This is a genomic window from Streptosporangium sp. NPDC023825 (assembly GCF_040639575.1).
Taxonomy (GTDB): domain Bacteria; phylum Actinomycetota; class Actinomycetes; order Streptosporangiales; family Streptosporangiaceae; genus Streptosporangium.
In genome coordinates, this window is record NZ_JBFAAE010000001.1 from 105,669 (window position 1) to 122,848 (window position 17,180).

Sequence of the window (17,180 nt, forward strand, 5' to 3'; positions counted from 1 at the left end):
GGCTCACGAGTGTCTATGTCGTCGCTCCATTCAGATGGTTGGTGCCTGTGCGTTCTTCTCATATGAGTGAACGCCCGAACACCCCGGGTCTCTTCCCCCCGATGGTGCCACGGGAACCCCTACGTCATCACCTGGTTATCACCACTTCGTCCCCGAGGGGCCCAGGCGCCCCGATCGGGCGCCGGGGAACGCCCCGGGACCGCGGCGTCAGGGAAGCAGGACCTGGGCGTCACCGGAGCCGGTCTTCAGCGTGACCTTGCGGGGCGAGGCGGGGTCCTTCGTCACCTCCACGGCCCTGTCGCCGGAGCCGGTCTCGGCGGTGACGTCGTAGCCGCCCTGGGGAAGGTACGCGACGACGTCGCCGTTCCCGGTCTCGATCCGCACCCCCTCGGGCGCGGCGGAGAATCTCGCCTCGACGTCGCCGGAGCCGGTCTCGGCGGTGAACCGCTTGGAGGTGAGGCTGCCGGCCTCGATGTCGCCGGAGCCGCTCACGGCGTTCACCTCCCCGGTCAGCCCGCGCATCGTGATGGTGCCCGAGCCGGTGTCGAGCTTGGTCGTGAGGCCCCGCGGGATCTCGACCTTGTAGTCCACCGTGCAGTTCCCGCGGCACTCGTCGCGCAGGGTGAGCGTGCCGCCGTCCACCGGGTGCTTGGGGGCGGGCTTGTCGCCACGCCAGTGGATGGTCTCGGTCACGTGGACGGCCGGCCGGTCCGACTCGGTGACCACGATGTCGCCGGAGCCGGTGGCGACGTCCAGTTTCGTCAGCTTGGCGGTGACGTCGTAGGAGACGACCTCCTGCTGCCGCTCGCGGAAGTCGAGGGCGAAGTCGCATCCCGAGAGCACGAGCACCGACCCCACGACCGCTCCGGCGACGAGCATGTTCTTCCTCATGCGCTCAACCCTCGATTTCCCGGGAAGCTCTCGCTCCCCACGTGCGACCGGTCCGTTCTCCCCCTCTGCCGAGGGCGCTGACCTCACTCTGTCCGAGTCCGCCTCCCAGATCATCGGGGACCTCCCCGAGCGAGCCCTGAGGAAGACCCTGCCTTTGACCCGCCACCGACCCTCAAGTAGCGTCGATTCCACAATTCAGAATTACTTTTCCACCCTGCGGAAAATTGCACGGAAATGAGGGACTCATGGACGGTGTGGAGATCGGCGGCCCCATCCAGGACCGCTTCGACGAGATCCTCACGCCGGAGGCACTGGCCTTCGTGGCCACCCTCCAGCGCGAGTTCGACGGCCGGCGCCTGGAGCTGCTGGAGGCCCGCCAGGCCCGCCAGGCGGAGCTGTCGGCGGGCGGCACCCTCGACTTCCTGCCCGAGACCAGGCACGTGCGCGAGTCCGAGTGGCACGTCGCCCCGCCCGCGCCCGGGCTGGTGGACCGCCGTGTGGAGATCACCGGCCCCGTCGACCGGAAGATGACGATCAACGCGCTGAACTCGGGTGCCAAGGTCTGGCTGGCGGACTTCGAGGACGCCAACGCCCCCACCTGGGAGAACACCATCAGCGGCCAGCTCAACCTGCGCGACGCGCTCGACCGGACCCTGGACTTCTCCGCCGGGGAGAAGAGCTACGCCCTCAAGCCGGACACCGAGCTGGCCACCATCGTGGTCCGTCCCCGCGGCTGGCACCTGGACGAGAAGCACCTCACCCTCGACGGCAGGCCGTTCTCCGCCTCCCTCGTCGACTTCGGCCTCTACTTCTTCCACTCGGCGCAGCGGCAGATGGCCAAGGGCAAGGGCCCGTACTTCTACCTGCCGAAGATCGAGTCGCACCTGGAGGCCCGTCTCTGGAACGACGTCTTCGTCAGGGCCCAGGAACTGCTCGAGATCCCCCAGGGGACGATCCGGGCGACGGTGCTCATCGAGACGTACCCGGCCGCGTTCGAGATGGAGGAGATCCTCTACGAACTCCGCGACCACTGCGCGGGCCTCAACGCGGGCCGCTGGGACTACCTCTTCAGCGTGATCAAGAAGTTCCGCACCCGCGGCCGCGAGTTCCTGCTGCCCGAGCGCAACGCCGTGACGATGACCGCGCCGTTCATGCGCGCCTACACCGAGCTGCTGGTCAGCACCTGCCACCGGCGCGGGGCCCACGCCATCGGCGGGATGGCCGCGTTCATCCCCTCCCGCCGCGACCCCGAGGTCAACAAGGTCGCCCTGGAGAAGGTCACCGCCGACAAGACCCGCGAGTCCGGCGACGGCTTCGACGGCTCGTGGGTGGCGCACCCCGACCTCGTGCCGATCTGCCGCGACGTCTTCGACGCCGTCCTCGACGACCGGCCGAACCAGCTCCACCGCCTGCGCGAGGACGTCTCCGTCTCCGCCGCCGACCTGCTCGCGGTCTCCAAGACCCCCGGCGACATCACCGAGGCGGGGCTGCGCAACAACGTGGACGTGGCGCTGCGCTACCTGGCCGCCTGGATGGGCGGGCAGGGCGCGGTGGCGATCCACAACCTGATGGAGGACGCGGCGACCGCCGAGATCTCCCGTTCCCAGATCTGGCAGTGGATCCACAACGGCATCGAGCTCGCCGACACCGGCGCCGTGGTGACCAGGGAACTGGTCGAGAAGATCATCGACGAGGAGCTCGCCAAGATCGAGGCGGAGCCCGGCTACGACGGGACCCTCTACGGCCAGGCCACCGCCCTGTTCAAGGAAGTCGCCCTGGACGACGACTTCGCGGAGTTCCTTACTCTCCCGGCGTATGCGCGTATGCCGTGACATGACCATTCCGACGGTGAGGAATCCTCATCCCCTGGCGGGGATTCCTCACTCCGGGCGGCCACCGGGGGCGGATGCGGACGCCGGACCGAGTGGATACTTTGCGTGCATGAGCGATGACAGGAACGGCGAGGGAGCCGGCCAGGGCGGGTACGAAGCGCTGCTCGACGCCGTCAAGCGCGAGATCATCGGCAGCAGGGGGCGGGTGGCACTGCTCACCACCGACACCGAGCTGATCCGGCAGTACTGGCGGATCGGCCGCCACATCCTCGACCGGCAACCGGACGACGAGTGGGGCAGGAAGGTGGTGCCCCGGCTCTCGGCCGACCTGCGCGGCGCGTTCCCCGAGGCGATGGGTTACTCGCGGACCAACCTCCTCTACATGAGGGCCTTCGCGGCCGCCTGGCCCGACTCCGTCCCGCAGACGGCGCGGCCGATTCCCTGGGGTCACCACATCGTCCTGCTGGATATGCTGGACAACAGGGCGACCAGGGAGTTCTACGCGCGCAAGACCGCGGACGAGGGATGGGCCAGGGGCGTCCTGATCACGATGATCAAGGGCCGGCTCCACCTGCGCATCCGCCGCTCCCCGGCGGGGCCCGTCCGCGTGCCGCCCTCCCCCGACTGCCGGGTGTCGCAGCGGGCGGCCGGTGAGCCCCGCTTCGCCGGTCTCGTGGACGAGGGCCCCAGGCACGGCAGGAATGCCGGCGCCGCCGCGCTGAGCGAGAATTCGAGACGAGGATGACGAGGGTGCCGTCCTCGATCGGCCGATGGACGCCGGCGGGCACCGGCGGCGCCGGACCGCCGGGCACGCCGGAGGAGGAACGATGTCGACGAAGACCCTGGACGAGCCGGCCCGCAGGTTCGAGGAACTCCTCGGACCCGGGTCGGTCATCACCGATCCCGTACGGCTGCGCACCTACGAGTGCGACGGGTTGACCCACCACCGGGTCACCCCCGGCGTCGTGGTGCTGCCCGAGAGCACCGAGCAGGTCGCGGCCGTGGTGAGGATCTGCAACGAGTACGGCCTGCCGTTCGTGGCCAGGGGCGCCGGGACGGGACTGTCGGGCGGCGCCCTGCCCCGGGCCGACGGGGTGCTGGTCGTGACCTCGAAGATGCGGCGGATCCTCTCCGTCGACCTGCCGAACCGGCGGGCGACCGTGGAGCCGGGGGTCACCAACCTGGCGATCACCGAGGCCGTCCGCGACCTGGGCCGCTACTACGCGCCCGACCCCTCCAGCCAGCAGGTCTGCACGATCGGCGGCAACGTGGCGGAGAACTCCGGCGGCGCGCACTGCCTGAAGTACGGCTTCACCGTCAACCACGTGGTCGGCCTGGAGATCGTCACCCCCGACGGCGACATCGTCGAGCTCTCCGACACCGACCCCGGCTACGACCTGCTGGGCGCGTTCGTCGGCTCGGAGGGCACCCTCGGCATCGCGACCAAGGTCGTCGTACGGCTGAGCAGGCTGCCCGAGTCCGTCACGACGCTGCTCGCGGCGTTCGAGGACATCGAGCGGGGCGGGCAGGCGGTGTCGGCGATCATCGGCGGCGGCATCGTGCCCGCCGCGATCGAGATGATGGACGCCCTCGCGGTCGAGGCGGCCGAGGCGGCCGTGGCGTGCGCCTATCCCGAGGGCGCGGGGGCGGTGCTCATCGTGGAGCTGGACGGCCCCGCCGAGGAGGTCGCGCACCAGTTCGGCGAGGTGACGCGGCTCTGCCGGGAGAGCGGCGCGTTCGAGATACGGGTCGCCGACGACCCGGCGGAGCGGGCCGCGATCTGGCGGGGCCGCAAGTCGGCGTTCGCCGCGGTGGGCCGGATCAGCCCCGCCTACATCGTCCAGGACGGCGTCGTCCCCCGGACCGCGCTGCCCGGGGTGCTGGCGAGCATCGACGCCCTCTCCCGCGAGTACGGCATCAGGGTGGCGAACGTCTTCCACGCCGGTGACGGCAACCTGCACCCGCTGGTGCTGTTCGACGACGCGGAGCCGGACGCGGGCGAGAGGGCGGAGATCGTCTCGGGGAGGATCCTCGACCTGTGCATCGAGCACGGCGGCTCCATCACCGGCGAGCACGGTGTCGGCGTGGACAAGTCCCGATATATGACCAAAATGTTCTCCGAGGACGATCTCAACACCATGCAGCTGGTGCGCTGTGCCTTCGACCCCCGCGGCCTGTCGAACCCGGGCAAGATCTTCCCGACCCCCCGGCTGTGCGGCGAGGTCCCCGGGGTCCGCAAGGGCGTGCACCCGCTGGTCGAGTCGGGACAGGCGGAGCACTTCTGATGGGAGCACCTTTGGAGGCGCTGCGCGAGACGGGCGTGACGATCAGGGAGGCGACCGCCGACGACGCGGTGGGCGGGGTCCGGCCGCGCTGGGTGGCCCTGCCGGAGAACACCGGGGAGGTCGCCGCGCTGATGCGCGTCTCGGCCGCGCACGACCTGGCCGTGGTCCCGGTGGGAGACGGCACCAAGCTCGGCTGGGGAAACCCTCCCGAACGGTGCGACCTGCTGATCGACACCTGCTGCCTGCTCCTGGGGACCGGGGCGGGGGTAGAGCACTCCTCGGGCGACCTCGTGGCGCGGGCCGGCGCGGGGCTCCCCCTCGACGTCCTCAACGACACGCTCTCGCGATCGCGGCAGGAACTCGCCCTGGACACCCCGCTGGGCGCCGGCACGGTCGGCGGCACGCTCGCCACCGCGGTCGCCGGACCCCGCAGGTTCCGCTACGGCACCGCCCGCGACCTGCTGATCGGCATCACGGTCGTGCTGGCCGACGGCACGATCGCCACCTCGGGCGGCACCGTCGTCAAGAACGTCGCGGGCTACGACCTGGGCAAGCTCTTCACCGGCTCGTACGGCACGCTCGGCGTCATCACCGAGGCCGTCTTCCGCCTCCACCCGATCCCCGCCGACCGCCGCTGGGTCACCGTGGACCTGCCCGCCTCCGTCGGGCCGGGTTCCCCCGAGGCGAAGGACGCGCCGGCCGCGCTGTCCGCGCTGGTCGCCGAGCTCGCGGCCTCGCAGGCCGAGCCGAGCGCCGTCGAGCTGGACTGGCCGGACCTCACCGGCGGGCCCACCGTGTCCGCGCTCGTCGAGGGGGTGGCGGCCGTCGCCCGGGCCGAGGCCGTACGCAAGACGATGGACGAGTGCGGGAGCGCGCGGATCACCACCGAGGCGCCCGGCTGGTGGACGGCGCCGCCCGACGAGGAGGTGCTGCTGGAGCTGCGGGTCCCGCCCGCCGCCGCGTACCCGGCGCTGCGGGCGGTCGCCGCACGCGGGCTGCCCGCGCGCGTGCGCGGGTCGGTGGCCTCCGCGGTCCTGCTGGTCGCCCTGCCGGAAGATGTCGGAGAGGCGGAGCTCGCCGGGTTCGTGACGGGCGTGCGCGACGACCTCCGGCGGCTCGGCGGCGGGCTGACGGTGCTCGCCGCGCCCGCCGCCCTCGCCCGCGGGATCGACCGCTGGGGCCCGTCGGGCGCCCTGCCGCTGATGCGACGGATCAAGGAACGGTTCGACCCCGGCCGGAGGATGTCCCCCGGCCGGTTCGCGGGAGGGATCTGACGTGGACCCTGAGCTGATCAACGACTGCGTGCACTGCGGGTTCTGCCTGCCCTCGTGCCCGACGTACGTCCTGTGGGGCGAGGAGATGGACTCCCCGCGCGGCCGGATCCACCTGATGAAACAGCACGTCGAGGGCACCCCGCTGACGCCGGAGATGGCCGGGCACTTCGACGCGTGCCTGGGGTGCATGGCGTGCGTGACCGCCTGCCCGTCCGGGGTGAGGTACGACCGGCTGATCGAGCAGACCCGGGCCGAGGTGGAGCGGGTGCACGTGCGGGAACCGGACGACAGGGCACTGCGGGCGCTGGTCTTCCAGCTGTTCCCCTATCCCCGGCGGCTGCGGGCGATGCGGCTGCCGCTGCGGCTCAGCGCCGGGCTGCGCCGGGCGGTCGCGCCGAGGCTGGAGCGGATCAACCCGTCCCTGGCGGCGATGGCCGACCTCGCTCCCCCGGCCGCCGCCAGGGTGCGGCTGCCGCGCAGGGTCGCGGCGCGGGGCTCGCGCAGGGCCACGGTCGGGATGCTCACCGGCTGCGTGCAGGGGGAGTTCTTCCCGCAGGTCAACGAGGCCACGGCCCGGGTGCTCGCGATGGAGGGCTGCGACGTGGTGATCCCGCCCTCGCAGGGCTGCTGCGGGGCGCTGTCGCTGCACTCCGGCCAGGAGAGGCAGGCCCTGCGGTTCGCGAAGCGGACGATCACCACCTTCGAGCGGGCGGGCGTCGACACGATCGTGGTCAACGCCGCCGGCTGCGGGTCGACGATGAAGGACTACGCGGAGATCCTCGAGGGCGAGGGCGGCGACTGGGCGGACAGGGCGCGGGCGATCAGGACCGTCGACCTGGCGGAGTATCTCGTCGCGCTCGGCCCGGTGGCCGAGCGGCATCCGCTGCCGCTCACCGTGGCCTACCACGACGCCTGCCACCTGGCCCACGCCCAGGGAATACGGTCGGAGCCCCGCAAGCTCCTGGAGGCCGTGCCCGGCCTGGAGCTGAGGGAGATCGCCGAGTCGGCGATCTGCTGCGGCTCGGCGGGGACCTACAACCTGTTCCAGCCGGAGACCGCGAGGGACCTCGGTGACCGCAAGGCGGAACGGGTGCTCGCCACCGGCGCCGACCTGCTGGTCTCGGCCAACCCCGGCTGCACCATGCAGATCGCCTCGGCGATCCGCCGCCGGGGCGCCGAACCCGTCCCCGTGGCGCACACCGCCCAGGTCCTCGACGCCTCGCTGCGCGGACTGGCGAGGGTGCCGTGAGCGGGGGCCTTCCAAGCGGCAGGGTCCCGGTGAGCGGGGGTTTCGTGAGCGGGGGTCTTCCAAGCGGCGAGGTCCCGGTGAGCGGGAGTTTCGTGAGCGGGGTCCCGGTGAGCGGCCCGCCCGGCCGGTGCGGGATCGAGGGGGGCGTATGAGCGCGGTGCAGTCGGTCGACCGGGCGCTGGACGTGCTGGAGGCGCTGGCCGAGCGGGGCGGCGAGGCCGGGCTCTCGGAGATCGCGGCCGGCACCGGGCTGCCGTACGGGACGATCCACCGGCTGCTGCGCACGCTGCTCGCCCGGGGCTACGTACGCCAGGAGTCCGACCGCCGCTACGCCCTGGGCGGCGCGCTGGTGCGGCTCGGCGGGGTGGCCGAGCGCATGGTCGGCGTGTGGGCGCAGCCGTACCTGACGAGGCTGGTCGAGCTGTCGGGCGAGACGGCCAACCTGGCGGTGCTGGAGGGTGACTTCGTGGTCTACGTCGCCCAGGTGCCCTCGCCGAGGCGGCTGCGGATGTTCGCGGAGGTCGGCAGGCGGGTGCTGCCGCACAGCACGGCCGTGGGGAAGGTCCTGATGGCCGGCAGGGCGGACACCGAGGTGGCGTCGCTGGTCGAGCGGACCGGCATGCCGCGCAGGACCGCCAACACGATCACCGACCTGCCCGGGATGCTCGCCGAGCTGGAGCGGGTGCGAGAGCACGGGTACGCGATGGACCTGGGCGAGGAGGAGCTGGGCGTGCACTGCCTGGCGGTGGGCGTACGGGACGGGGCGCGGACGATCGCCGCGCTGTCGGTGTCCGGACCGGCCGAGCGCATCACCGCGCTCGACCGGCGCGACCTCGCCGAGGGCATGCGCAGGATCGCGCACGACTTCGGCGCCGAACTGGGCCCGGTCATGCCCGGCCGGGCGGACCGCACGTCGTGAGCCGGTCCCCCGCCCCGGCGGGTACGGCGTGAGGCGACCGCGGGAACGTCCGGCGACGGCGGCGGGACGAGGACTCCGGGATACGGCGTGAGGCGACCGCGGGAACGTCCGGCGACGGCGGCGGGACGAGGACTCCGGGGTACGGCACACCTTCCGCCTGGGCTCCCCGGCCGTCCGTCTCCGGCGGCCGCCGCCGGACGAGGGTCCGGGCGCCGGGGTCAGCGGCCCTGGGGGGTGATGTTGAGGTCGCTGCCCTGCGGCACCGGGACCACGCTGACCTGCCCCTTCTGGATGGCCTGCCAGAGCACGGCGCCCTGCGGGCCGAGGACCCTGACCAGGTCCTTGATCGATTCGATCTCGGTGCGGACCTTGGCGTTGCGCTGGGTCTGCGCGATGTTCTCCGCCTTGGCCGCCTGCTCCGAGGCGAGCGCGGCGACCAGGGCCTCCGGCGGCTCGGGCTTCTGGATGGTGAGGGAGATGTCACCGCACTGCCCGCTGCCCGCGTAGTTCTGGTTGCAGAAGTAGTCGCCCCCGGCCGTCGCCTTGATGAACTCCCTGGCGAGCTGGCCGACCCGCGCCTCCCACGCCTGCTTCACCTTCGGGTCGTTGAACAGGCCCCGCCACTCGAACTCCTGCGAGGCGGCGTCCATCGCGCGGTCCAGCGGCACCCGCATGTAGATGTTGAGCATCCGCCGCCAGCCGTCGGACGACTCGCCCTCCTCGTAGTAGGCGCGGAACTTCAGCCCGATCTTCTCGTGGAACTGCTGCAGCGTCCTGCAGTCGGTGTTCAGCGTGAACGTCGCCACCCCGGACACGGTCATCTCCACGTTGTCCTTCGAGACGACCGACAACGGCTTGGACTCGGCGTCGTCCGCCCCGGAGAAGTCGAAGGTCCGCTGGCCGAACGGGTAGGAGTATCCGTTGTCGCCGGGGCCGAGGAGCGTGGCGCCGCTGGAGGGGTTGACGCACCTCTCGAACTTGATGGCCTCGAAGACGCCGCCCGCGTAGTGCAGGACCACCTCGTCGGGCTGGGTGCTCACCCGCGAGCACGCGCTGAGGGCGAACCCGGAGACCACCAGCAGGGCGACCGCGAAAAGGAACCCCTTCAGCAACAGCCGCCTGCCGCCACCGGCCTTCTGAGCGCTCATCATCTCTCCCTTTGCACCCGTTTCGTGAAGGCGGATCCTAATGGCGGCCGATCACGGGCAGTGGAGCCTCCGGCGACTCGACACCCAAGGGAGACATGTCCGTCTATGGAACCCTGTGACGGTGACCGGCGGAGTAGGGGGTGAGAGCGCGGACGCGCTCCGGAAGGATTCCCCTTGATGACGACTGGACGAAGCGGGTGGTGACACTGGGTCTCCCCCAGCGGGCCGGAGCCCTCCCGCCGCCCACGCCCGCCGGCGACGCGACCGCCGCGACCGACGCGACACTGATCGGGGAGTCCCTGGCGGACCCCGACAGGTTCGCGGGACTCTTCGACCGCCACGCCGACGAGATCCACCGGTACGTGGCGCGGCGGCTGGACGACGTGACCACGGCCGACGACGTGACGGCCGAGACGTTCCTCGTGGCCTTCCGCAAGCGGGCCCGGTACGACCTCGGCCGCGCCGACGCCAGACCCTGGCTGTACGGGATCGCCTCCAACCTGATCTCCGGCCACCGCAGGTCGGAGACCCGCAGGCTGAAGGCGCTCGCCCGGCAGGCTCCCGAGCGCCCTGCCGGGTTCGAGGACCGCAGCGCCGAGCGCGTCACCGCCGACCGGCTCAGGCCCGCCCTCGCCGCCGCGCTGGCCGGGCTCGGCTCCGCGGAGCGGGACCTGCTCCTGCTGGTGGCCTGGGCCGACCTGACCTACGAGGAGGCCGCGCAGGCGCTCGGCATCCCGATCGGGACCGTCAGGTCCCGCCTCTCCCGCACCCGGACCAAGATCCGCCGCTCCCTGGAGTCGCACAGATGAACGATGACGAGATCCAGCTGGTGGCCTCCGTCCGGCCCGACGCTCCCCCGTACGACGCCGAGGCCAGGCAGGCGGCCCGGCGGGGGCTGGCCGCGGCCGCCGCGCCGCGGGCCCGGGGTTGGCGGCCGCGGTGGCGCGGACCGTACGCGATGGCGCTGGCCGGGGCGCTCGCGGTGGCGGTGGGGGCGACCGCGATCACCCTGGCACGGGCTCCCGGCGGTTCTCCGGGCCCCGCGGAGGAGGTCGTGGTGACGATGCCGAAGATCGCCGCCGTCTCGGCGAGCGAGGTGCTCGACAGGGCGGCGCGGGCGGCCGTGAGGACGGACCTGGCGCCGCGTGACGACCAGTTCGTCAAGGTCGAGTCGGAGACGATGTACGGCTCCTTCAGCGGCGAGGCGACGAACGCGGAGACGGGTGAGGCCGGCGGGGAGACCCGCTACCTCTACCGGACCAAACGGGCCATCTGGCTGTCCGCCGACGGCACCAGGAACGGCGTGGTGCGGATCGAACACCTGGAGCCCAAGGCCTACCCGGGCTGGCCGATCCCCGAGGTGGCGTACGAGCGGACCGGCGTCGAGACGCTCCCGCTGGTGAACTGCGGGAAGGTTCCCGAGTACATGCGCACCGACCACGCGGCGCTCAAGAGGCTCCCCGCCGACGCGGAGGGGATGCGCGCCCACCTCTACACCGGCGACCGGGGCGGCAGCTCCAAGGACGAGGCGGCCTTCACCGCGGCGGGCGACATGCTCAGGGAGACCTACATGCCCCCGGCGCAGCGGGCGGCGCTGTTCAAGGCGGTCGGCACCATCCCCGGGGTCGACGTCACCGAGCGGGCCGAGGACGCGGCGGGACGCCAGGGGATCGGCGTCGGCAGGATCGGCCTCGACGGCGTCAGAGAAGATCTGATCTTCGACGCGAAGACGTACGAGCTGCTCGGCGAGCGCGGGATCGTGGTCGACGAGAAGGCCGCCAGGTCTCCCAAGGGCAGCCTGGTCGCCTCGACCGCCCAGCTCTCGGTCACCGTGGCCGACGAGGCTCCCGAGGTGGAGATCACGGACGCGGACAGATGCGGCTGACGGCCGCCCTCCCGGTCCCGCCCGCACCGCGGGCCCGGGGTTCCCTGCGCCGCTGACCGGCCGGACGGCGCGCGCCCGGGGCCTCCGGTCCTCCGGCCCCGCCCGCCGGCCGGACGGTGCGCGGGACGGGCCCGGGGTTCCCGGCCCCGTCCTTCGGGGTCAGGTGTGAACGCTGTGGACGGGTGATCCGTCGGACGCGCAGCGGACCTCGACCTTGATCTCGTCCTCCTCGGTCTCGAACTCGACGCGGGCTCGGGCGGCGGGCCCGCGCTCGACGTCGTCGGCCTGGAATCCCTGGGCGGGGCTCCAGGACCGGAGGGTGACCAGGCCGTTCTCGCACCGGGCGATGACCTTGCCGCCCACCGTGGTGATCAACCGGCTCTTGCCGGGCTCCGCGACGGGTGTGGCGGTGGTGGTGACGGTGACGGTCGGCTCGGGGGTGGGCCCGGCGGGATCCGGGGTGCCCTCGGCGGGAGGAGCGGACGGGGGAAGGGCACTGGGCAGGGACGAGGCGAGGGCGAGCGCCTCGTCGACCTCGGCGGCGGAGAGCGGCCGGAGCCCGGTGTCCGTCAGCGGCTCGCTGAGCCGGTCGATCACCGCCACCCCCACTCCGATCGCGATGAGCCCGGTGATCAGCCATCCGGCCACGACCAGGGAAAGACGCTTGCGCATGCCCTCACTGTGCCACCGGAAACGATAAGACAACGCTAAGGAGCGACTAACCCGCTTTTGACGCGGTACGGAAGAGGGCTAACGTGGCGGCAAATGTCGAACGTGCTGCTCATCGAGGACGACGTCGCGATCCGCACCTCCCTCACCCGGGGCCTGCGCGACCGCGGCCACGCCGTGTCGTCCGCCCCCGCCGCCCTCGACGGCCTGCGGCTGGCCGTCGAGGAACGCCCCGACCTGGTCGTCCTCGACCTCGGCCTGCCCGACATGGACGGCCTGGACCTGCTGCGGATGCTCCGCGCGGTGAGCCGGGTCCCGGTGATCGTGGCGACCGCGCGGGACGGCGACGCGGAGATGGTCAGGTTGCTGGACGCGGGTGCCGACGACTACGTGGTCAAGCCGTTCAGCGCGGCCCAGCTCGACGCGCGGATCCGGGCGGTGCTCCGGCGGATGGCCGGGGAGAGCCGCGCCGACAGCGCGGTCACCGTCGGGGGCCTGCGGATCGACCCGCGTACCCGGGAGGCGACCCTGGACGGGACGCCGCTGGATCTGAGTCCCCGGGAGTTCGACCTGCTCCACTACCTGGCGGCCAGGCCCGGCGAGGTGGTCACCAAGCGGGAGCTGCTCACCCACGTCTGGCAGATCCCCTACGGCGGGGCCGACAAGACGGTGGACGTCCACCTCTCCTGGCTGCGCCGCAAGCTGGGCGAGACGTCCCAGGAGCCCCGCTACCTGCAGACCGTCAGGGGGGTCGGCGTGCGACTGGCCGCCCCGGCATGAGGCGCTGGCTGACCCTGCTGGTCGCGGCGACCACCTCCCTCGTGCTGATCGCGCTGCTGGTCCCGCTGGCCCTGCTGGTCCGCACGGTGGCGGTGAGCGGGGCGGTCAGCGAGGCCGAGAGCGAGGCCGAGTCGGTGGCGGTCGTGGTCGGCGCGGTGGACACCGAGACCCTGCGGCTCACCGCGGAGCAGGCCGAGCATCCGGTCACGGTCTTCCTCCCCGGTGGCGAGGTGGTCGGCGATCCCGCCCCGCGCTCCACCGCCGTGGAACTGGCCTCCCGCGGTCGCAGCGTCACCGCCGCCGCCCCCGGCGGGCGGGAGATCCTGGTCGCGGTCCAGGGGGCACCCGGGGGTACGGCGGTGGTCCGGGTGTTCCTGGACGACGGCCGCCTGACCAGGGGCGTGCCCCAGGTCTGGGCCGGGCTGGCGGCGCTCGGCCTGGCCCTGGTCGGGCTGGGCGTGCTGGTCGGCGACCGGCTGGCCCGCGCGGTGATCAGGCCGATCACCGCGCTGGCGGGGGTGTCGCACCGGCTCGCGGCGGGCGACCTGTCCGCCAGGACGGTGCCCGACGGCCCTCCTGAGGTGCAGGCGGTCGGCGTCGCCCTCAACCACCTGGCCGAGCGCATCACCGGCCTGCTCGCGGAGGAGCGGGAGAGCGCCGCCGACCTGTCCCACCGGCTGCGCACCCCGCTGACCGGGCTGAGGCTGGAGGCGGAGTCGCTGGCCGACCCCGAGGAGTCGGCCAGGATCGAGGCGAGGGTGGACGCCCTGGAACGCGCCGTCACCTCGGTGATCACCGAGGCCAGGCGGCGGGTGCGTGAGCGGGCCGAGTGCGACGCGGCGGCGGTGACCGGGGCGCGGGTCGCGTTCTGGTCGGTGCTCGCCGAGGACCAGTCGCGGCACTTCACCCTCGACCTGGCCCCCGGCCCGCTGCCGGTCAAGGTCGCCGCGGACGACCTCGCCGCCTGCGTGGACGCCCTGCTCGGCAACGTGTTCGCGCACACGCCGGAGGGGGTCTCGTTCTCCGTACGGCTGGAGGCGACCGGCGGCGGCGCGCTGCTGACCGTCGCCGACGCCGGTCCCGGCTTCGCCACGCCCGATCCCTCGCAGCGCGGTGAGAGCGGTGCCGGGTCGACCGGTCTCGGCCTCGACATCGCCCGCCGGACGGCGGAGTCGGCGGGCGGCTCGCTGTCCCTGGGGGCCTCCCCCGAGGGCGGGGCGAGCGTGGTCCTGTTCCTGCCCGCCGTCACGCCCTGAGGCCGGGGGCGGAGGCTAGTCCCGCTCCTGCTGGAGGAGGTTCATCACCATGATCACTCCATGGGGTGACATGTCGTCGGTGTGCAGGCGGGAGAGCTCGACGTTGAGCCGGGCGGGGCGTCCCCTCCGGTTCACGCCGTCCAGGGTGACGCCGTCGCCGCGGCCGTTCCCCGGCTCGGGCCCCGTCTCCAGAATCCGCTGAGCCCTGGTCAGAAGCTCCCCGACGGGGAGGCCGATGTCGAGGGAGGCCAGCCGGCAGCCGATCGCCTCGTCGGCGCGGAGCCCCCACAGCTCCTCGGCTCCCGGGCTCCAGACCAGCACCCGCATGTCGGTGTCGATCACGGCCACGGCGTCGCCGAGGCTGCGCACCACCGAGGAGACGAGGAGGGTGGCCCGCTTGAGCTCGTCACTGCGGGAGTTGAGGGTGTCGTTGATCTGCTGGAGCTCGTCGTTGGTCGACTGCAGCTCCTCGTTCATCGTCTCCAGCTCCTCGTTCGTGGACTGCAGCTCCTCGTTGGTGGTCTCCAGCTCCTCGTTCGTGGACTGCAGCTCCTCGTTGGTGGTCTCCAGCTCCTCGTTGGTCGACTGGAGCTCCTCGTAGGCGTGCTCCAGCTCCCGGTTCGTCTGCTCCAGCCGGTCGCGGAGCTGGCGGTAGCGCGTCACGTCGTGGAAGGTGACGCCGACGCCGACCAGCTCACCGCCCGGTTCCAGGAGCGGGACGACGGCGATGTCGAAGACGCTCGGCTCCGGCGTGTTCGGCCGGTGCCAGCTGACGTCCTGCAGCTCGGCGACGCGCAGGTCCAGCTCCACCTGCTCGATCACCGAGCGGAGCTCGACCGGCCGGTAGGACACCTCCAGGTCCTGGAACGGCCGCCCGATGTCGCGGGGGTTGAGGTTGAAGAGCAGCTCGGCGCGCGAGTTCGCCAGGGCGAGGTTCCTGGAGCGGTCGAGCGCGATCTGCGCGACCGGGCCGGTGGCGAGCGCCGCCGCCTGCAGCACCGTGTGCCGCACGTACGGCCGGGCCTGCGACACGCCGGCACCCGGGGCCCAGGTGGTCCGGCTGCCCGGCGGCGGCGATCCGATCTTCTTGAACAGCCTCATCCTGAGGTTCACCGGCTCGAACCTGTCACCGTGGTTCAGCAGCATCTCCGCCTTGCCCAGGAAGAGGTAGCCGGGGTCGGAGAGCGCGAAGTGGAACCGGCGCACGATGCTGAGCTGGGTCTCGCTGTTGAAGTACATCAGCGTGTTGCGGGCCAGCAGGAGGTCGACCCGGGAGATCGGCGCGTCGCGCGTGAGATCGTTGCGACCGAAGATCAGCTGGCGTCGCAGGTCGCGCCGGAACCCGAAACCGGCCTCCACCGACTCGAAGTAGGTCTGGCGCAGATCTTCCGGCACCTCTGCTAGCTGCCGCTCGCTGTACACGGCCGCCCGCGCCGTCTGGAGGGCCTTCTGGTCGAGGTCGGTGGCGTATATCTTCACCCGCTCGCGGAACTCGTCCATGCCGAGCTGCTCGGCCAGCACCATCGCGAGGCTGTAGGCCTCCTCGCCCGTCGCGCAGCCGGCGCTCCAGACCCGGATCACCTTGCCGGGCCCCTTGCTCGCCAGCAGGCTGGGGATCACGGTCTCGCGGAGCGTCTGCCAGGCGGCCGGATCACGGAAGAAGGCGGTGACGTTGATCAGCAGGCTGTCGAAGAGCCGGTTGAACTCCTCGGGTTCCAGCTCCAGATAGTCCCGGTACTCACCGTAGTCACGGAGCTTGAGCGCCTCCAGACGCCTGCTGATGCGGCGCATGAGGGTGGTGCGCTTATATCCCGTGAAGTCGAAGCCACGCGTCTCCTTCAACATGAGCAGGAGGTCGTCGAATTCACGTTCGTCGCCGAGCATCACACTGCCAGCCTAGGCCCGTCACCGACCGCTACGTGAGGGCAAGGGTGTCCCCGGTGCCGCCGATGCGGCTTTGTAGCATTCGCATCGTCTCCAGTGCCTGCCTGGTCTGCTCCGCGTCCTCCAGCAGGCGCCGCGACGAGTGGCTCCTACCCTGGGCCTCCGCGCGCTCCTGCATGCGCTCCAGCATGCGCAGCCGCTCCTCCAGCCGCAGGGTCGCCGTCCACAACGCCCGCTCCACGGCCTCGGCCTGGCTCGCGGCCATGCCCTGCGGGGACCATCCGTGCCCCACCCGGCAGCCGTAGTGGGCCTCGCCGCCGTTCTTCGCCTCGTACACGGGCCCGCCGCACTCCGGGCAGCTCAACCCGGTGAGATCGCCCCCGTACGGGCCGATCTCACCGGATAACAGGTAGAGGGCGACCTCTTTCTCGATGCCCGGATCCTTCACGACCTCGTCCTCGACGGTCGTGCGGCTCTGCCGCACGACCCACTCGGCGATCTCCTCCACCGGGAACGCCTCCGCGCTCCGTGCCGCGGCCAGGGCGGCGCGGGGCATCCCGTCGAACGCGCTCTGCCGGGGGTCCTGGACGACGACCGCGCCGAGATGGCGTTCCACCACGGCGCACCCCCTCGCCCCGTCGTCGAGCGTGCCGCTCAGCACCACGGCGAGCGTACGGGGACCCGCGTCCAGCGCGGCGCTGAGGAACAGCGGGTCGGCGGCCGGCCGGTGACCGTTGTAGCGGGGGCCGCGCGAGAGCCTGATCTCGCCGTCCTGGACCATCAGGTGGCGGTCGGGAGGCGCCACGTAGACCCGGCCGTGCCGCAGGGACTCGCCGTCTCCCGCGGTGGCGGCCTCCAGCGGCCCGGCCCGGTCGAGGATCCCCGCGAGACTGCTCCCCGCCCGGGGGGGCAGGTGCAACACCACGAGGACGGAGGCGGCGAGATCGCCGGGCAACCGCGCGAGCAGGGCGCGCAGAGCCTCGACACCGCCGGCCGAAGCCGCGACGACCACCACATCACGCCCGCTGGAACCTGCCACATTTAGCTTCTATCCCGTCGGGACCCATTCATACTGGGGAACCGTAGGATTGTCGGCGGGGCCTCAGTA

Annotated in this window: 15 protein-coding genes; 10 read left to right on the forward strand and 5 right to left on the reverse strand. The window is 72.1% G+C overall.

Annotation, left to right across the window (positions count from 1 at the left end; genetic code table 11):
* Positions 1–207 precede the first annotated feature (207 nt).
* On the reverse strand, positions 208–891 hold the full coding sequence (locus AB0G15_RS00490) for a DUF4097 family beta strand repeat-containing protein (protein ID WP_362834254.1): 684 nt from the start codon (positions 889–891) through the stop codon (positions 208–210).
* 245 nt (positions 892–1,136) lie between these two features.
* On the opposite strand from AB0G15_RS00490, the gene aceB reads away from it, so the two are divergent.
* From aceB to AB0G15_RS00520, 6 genes are all read left to right on the forward strand, one after another.
* Positions 1,137–2,723, forward strand: coding sequence for a malate synthase A (aceB, locus tag AB0G15_RS00495; protein WP_362677388.1), 1,587 nt, complete (start codon positions 1,137–1,139; stop codon positions 2,721–2,723).
* A gap of 109 nt (positions 2,724–2,832) precedes the next feature.
* Complete coding sequence (locus AB0G15_RS00500) at positions 2,833–3,468, forward strand: DUF1016 N-terminal domain-containing protein (protein ID WP_362834255.1); 636 nt, start codon at positions 2,833–2,835, stop codon at positions 3,466–3,468.
* Positions 3,469–3,550: 82 nt separating this feature from the next.
* The gene (locus tag AB0G15_RS00505) at positions 3,551–5,008 is read left to right on the forward strand and encodes an FAD-linked oxidase C-terminal domain-containing protein (protein WP_362834256.1); all 1,458 of its coding nucleotides are present in this window, start codon (positions 3,551–3,553) and stop codon (positions 5,006–5,008) included.
* Positions 5,008–6,282 (forward strand): FAD-binding oxidoreductase, encoded by a 1,275-nt coding sequence (locus tag AB0G15_RS00510; protein WP_362834257.1) that lies wholly within the window; start codon positions 5,008–5,010, stop codon positions 6,280–6,282. Before AB0G15_RS00505 ends, AB0G15_RS00510 begins: the two co-directional genes overlap by 1 nt.
* Position 6,283: 1 nt before the next feature.
* Positions 6,284–7,531 (forward strand): heterodisulfide reductase-related iron-sulfur binding cluster, encoded by a 1,248-nt coding sequence (locus AB0G15_RS00515; protein ID WP_362834258.1) that lies wholly within the window; start codon positions 6,284–6,286, stop codon positions 7,529–7,531.
* 148 nt (positions 7,532–7,679) lie between these two features.
* Positions 7,680–8,450 (forward strand): IclR family transcriptional regulator, encoded by a 771-nt coding sequence (locus AB0G15_RS00520; protein WP_362834259.1) that lies wholly within the window; start codon positions 7,680–7,682, stop codon positions 8,448–8,450.
* 218 nt (positions 8,451–8,668) lie between these two features.
* On the opposite strand, the gene AB0G15_RS00525 is transcribed toward AB0G15_RS00520, so the two are convergent.
* The gene (locus AB0G15_RS00525) at positions 8,669–9,598 is read right to left on the reverse strand and encodes a hypothetical protein (protein ID WP_362834260.1); all 930 of its coding nucleotides are present in this window, start codon (positions 9,596–9,598) and stop codon (positions 8,669–8,671) included.
* 200 nt (positions 9,599–9,798) lie between these two features.
* On the opposite strand from AB0G15_RS00525, the gene AB0G15_RS00530 reads away from it, so the two are divergent.
* Complete coding sequence (locus AB0G15_RS00530) at positions 9,799–10,407, forward strand: RNA polymerase sigma factor (protein ID WP_362834261.1); 609 nt, start codon at positions 9,799–9,801, stop codon at positions 10,405–10,407.
* Positions 10,404–11,483 carry a CU044_5270 family protein gene (locus AB0G15_RS00535; RefSeq protein ID WP_362834262.1) on the forward strand — a complete coding sequence of 360 codons (1,080 nt, stop codon included), beginning with the start codon at positions 10,404–10,406 and terminating at the stop codon, positions 11,481–11,483. The genes AB0G15_RS00530 and AB0G15_RS00535 overlap by 4 nt, the downstream gene beginning before the upstream one ends.
* Positions 11,484–11,642: 159 nt before the next feature.
* On the opposite strand, the gene AB0G15_RS00540 is transcribed toward AB0G15_RS00535, so the two are convergent.
* Positions 11,643–12,155, reverse strand: a complete 513-nt coding sequence (locus tag AB0G15_RS00540) for a hypothetical protein (RefSeq protein WP_362834263.1) — start codon at positions 12,153–12,155, stop codon at positions 11,643–11,645.
* A 93-nt stretch (positions 12,156–12,248) separates the two neighbouring features.
* Between AB0G15_RS00540 and AB0G15_RS00545 the strand changes: the two genes are divergently transcribed.
* On the forward strand, positions 12,249–12,932 hold the full coding sequence (locus AB0G15_RS00545; RefSeq protein WP_362677408.1) for a response regulator transcription factor: 684 nt from the start codon (positions 12,249–12,251) through the stop codon (positions 12,930–12,932).
* Positions 12,929–14,188, forward strand: a complete 1,260-nt coding sequence (locus AB0G15_RS00550) for a HAMP domain-containing sensor histidine kinase (RefSeq protein ID WP_362834264.1) — start codon at positions 12,929–12,931, stop codon at positions 14,186–14,188. Before AB0G15_RS00545 ends, AB0G15_RS00550 begins: the two co-directional genes overlap by 4 nt.
* 15 nt (positions 14,189–14,203) lie before the next feature.
* Here the strand turns inward: AB0G15_RS00550 and AB0G15_RS00555 are convergent, their stop codons facing one another.
* On the reverse strand, positions 14,204–16,072 hold the full coding sequence (locus AB0G15_RS00555; protein WP_362834468.1) for a CheR family methyltransferase: 1,869 nt from the start codon (positions 16,070–16,072) through the stop codon (positions 14,204–14,206).
* A 31-nt stretch (positions 16,073–16,103) separates the two neighbouring features.
* On the reverse strand, positions 16,104–17,111 hold the full coding sequence (locus AB0G15_RS00560; protein ID WP_362834265.1) for a chemotaxis protein CheB: 1,008 nt from the start codon (positions 17,109–17,111) through the stop codon (positions 16,104–16,106).
* Between the last annotated feature and the right edge of the window lie 69 nt (positions 17,112–17,180).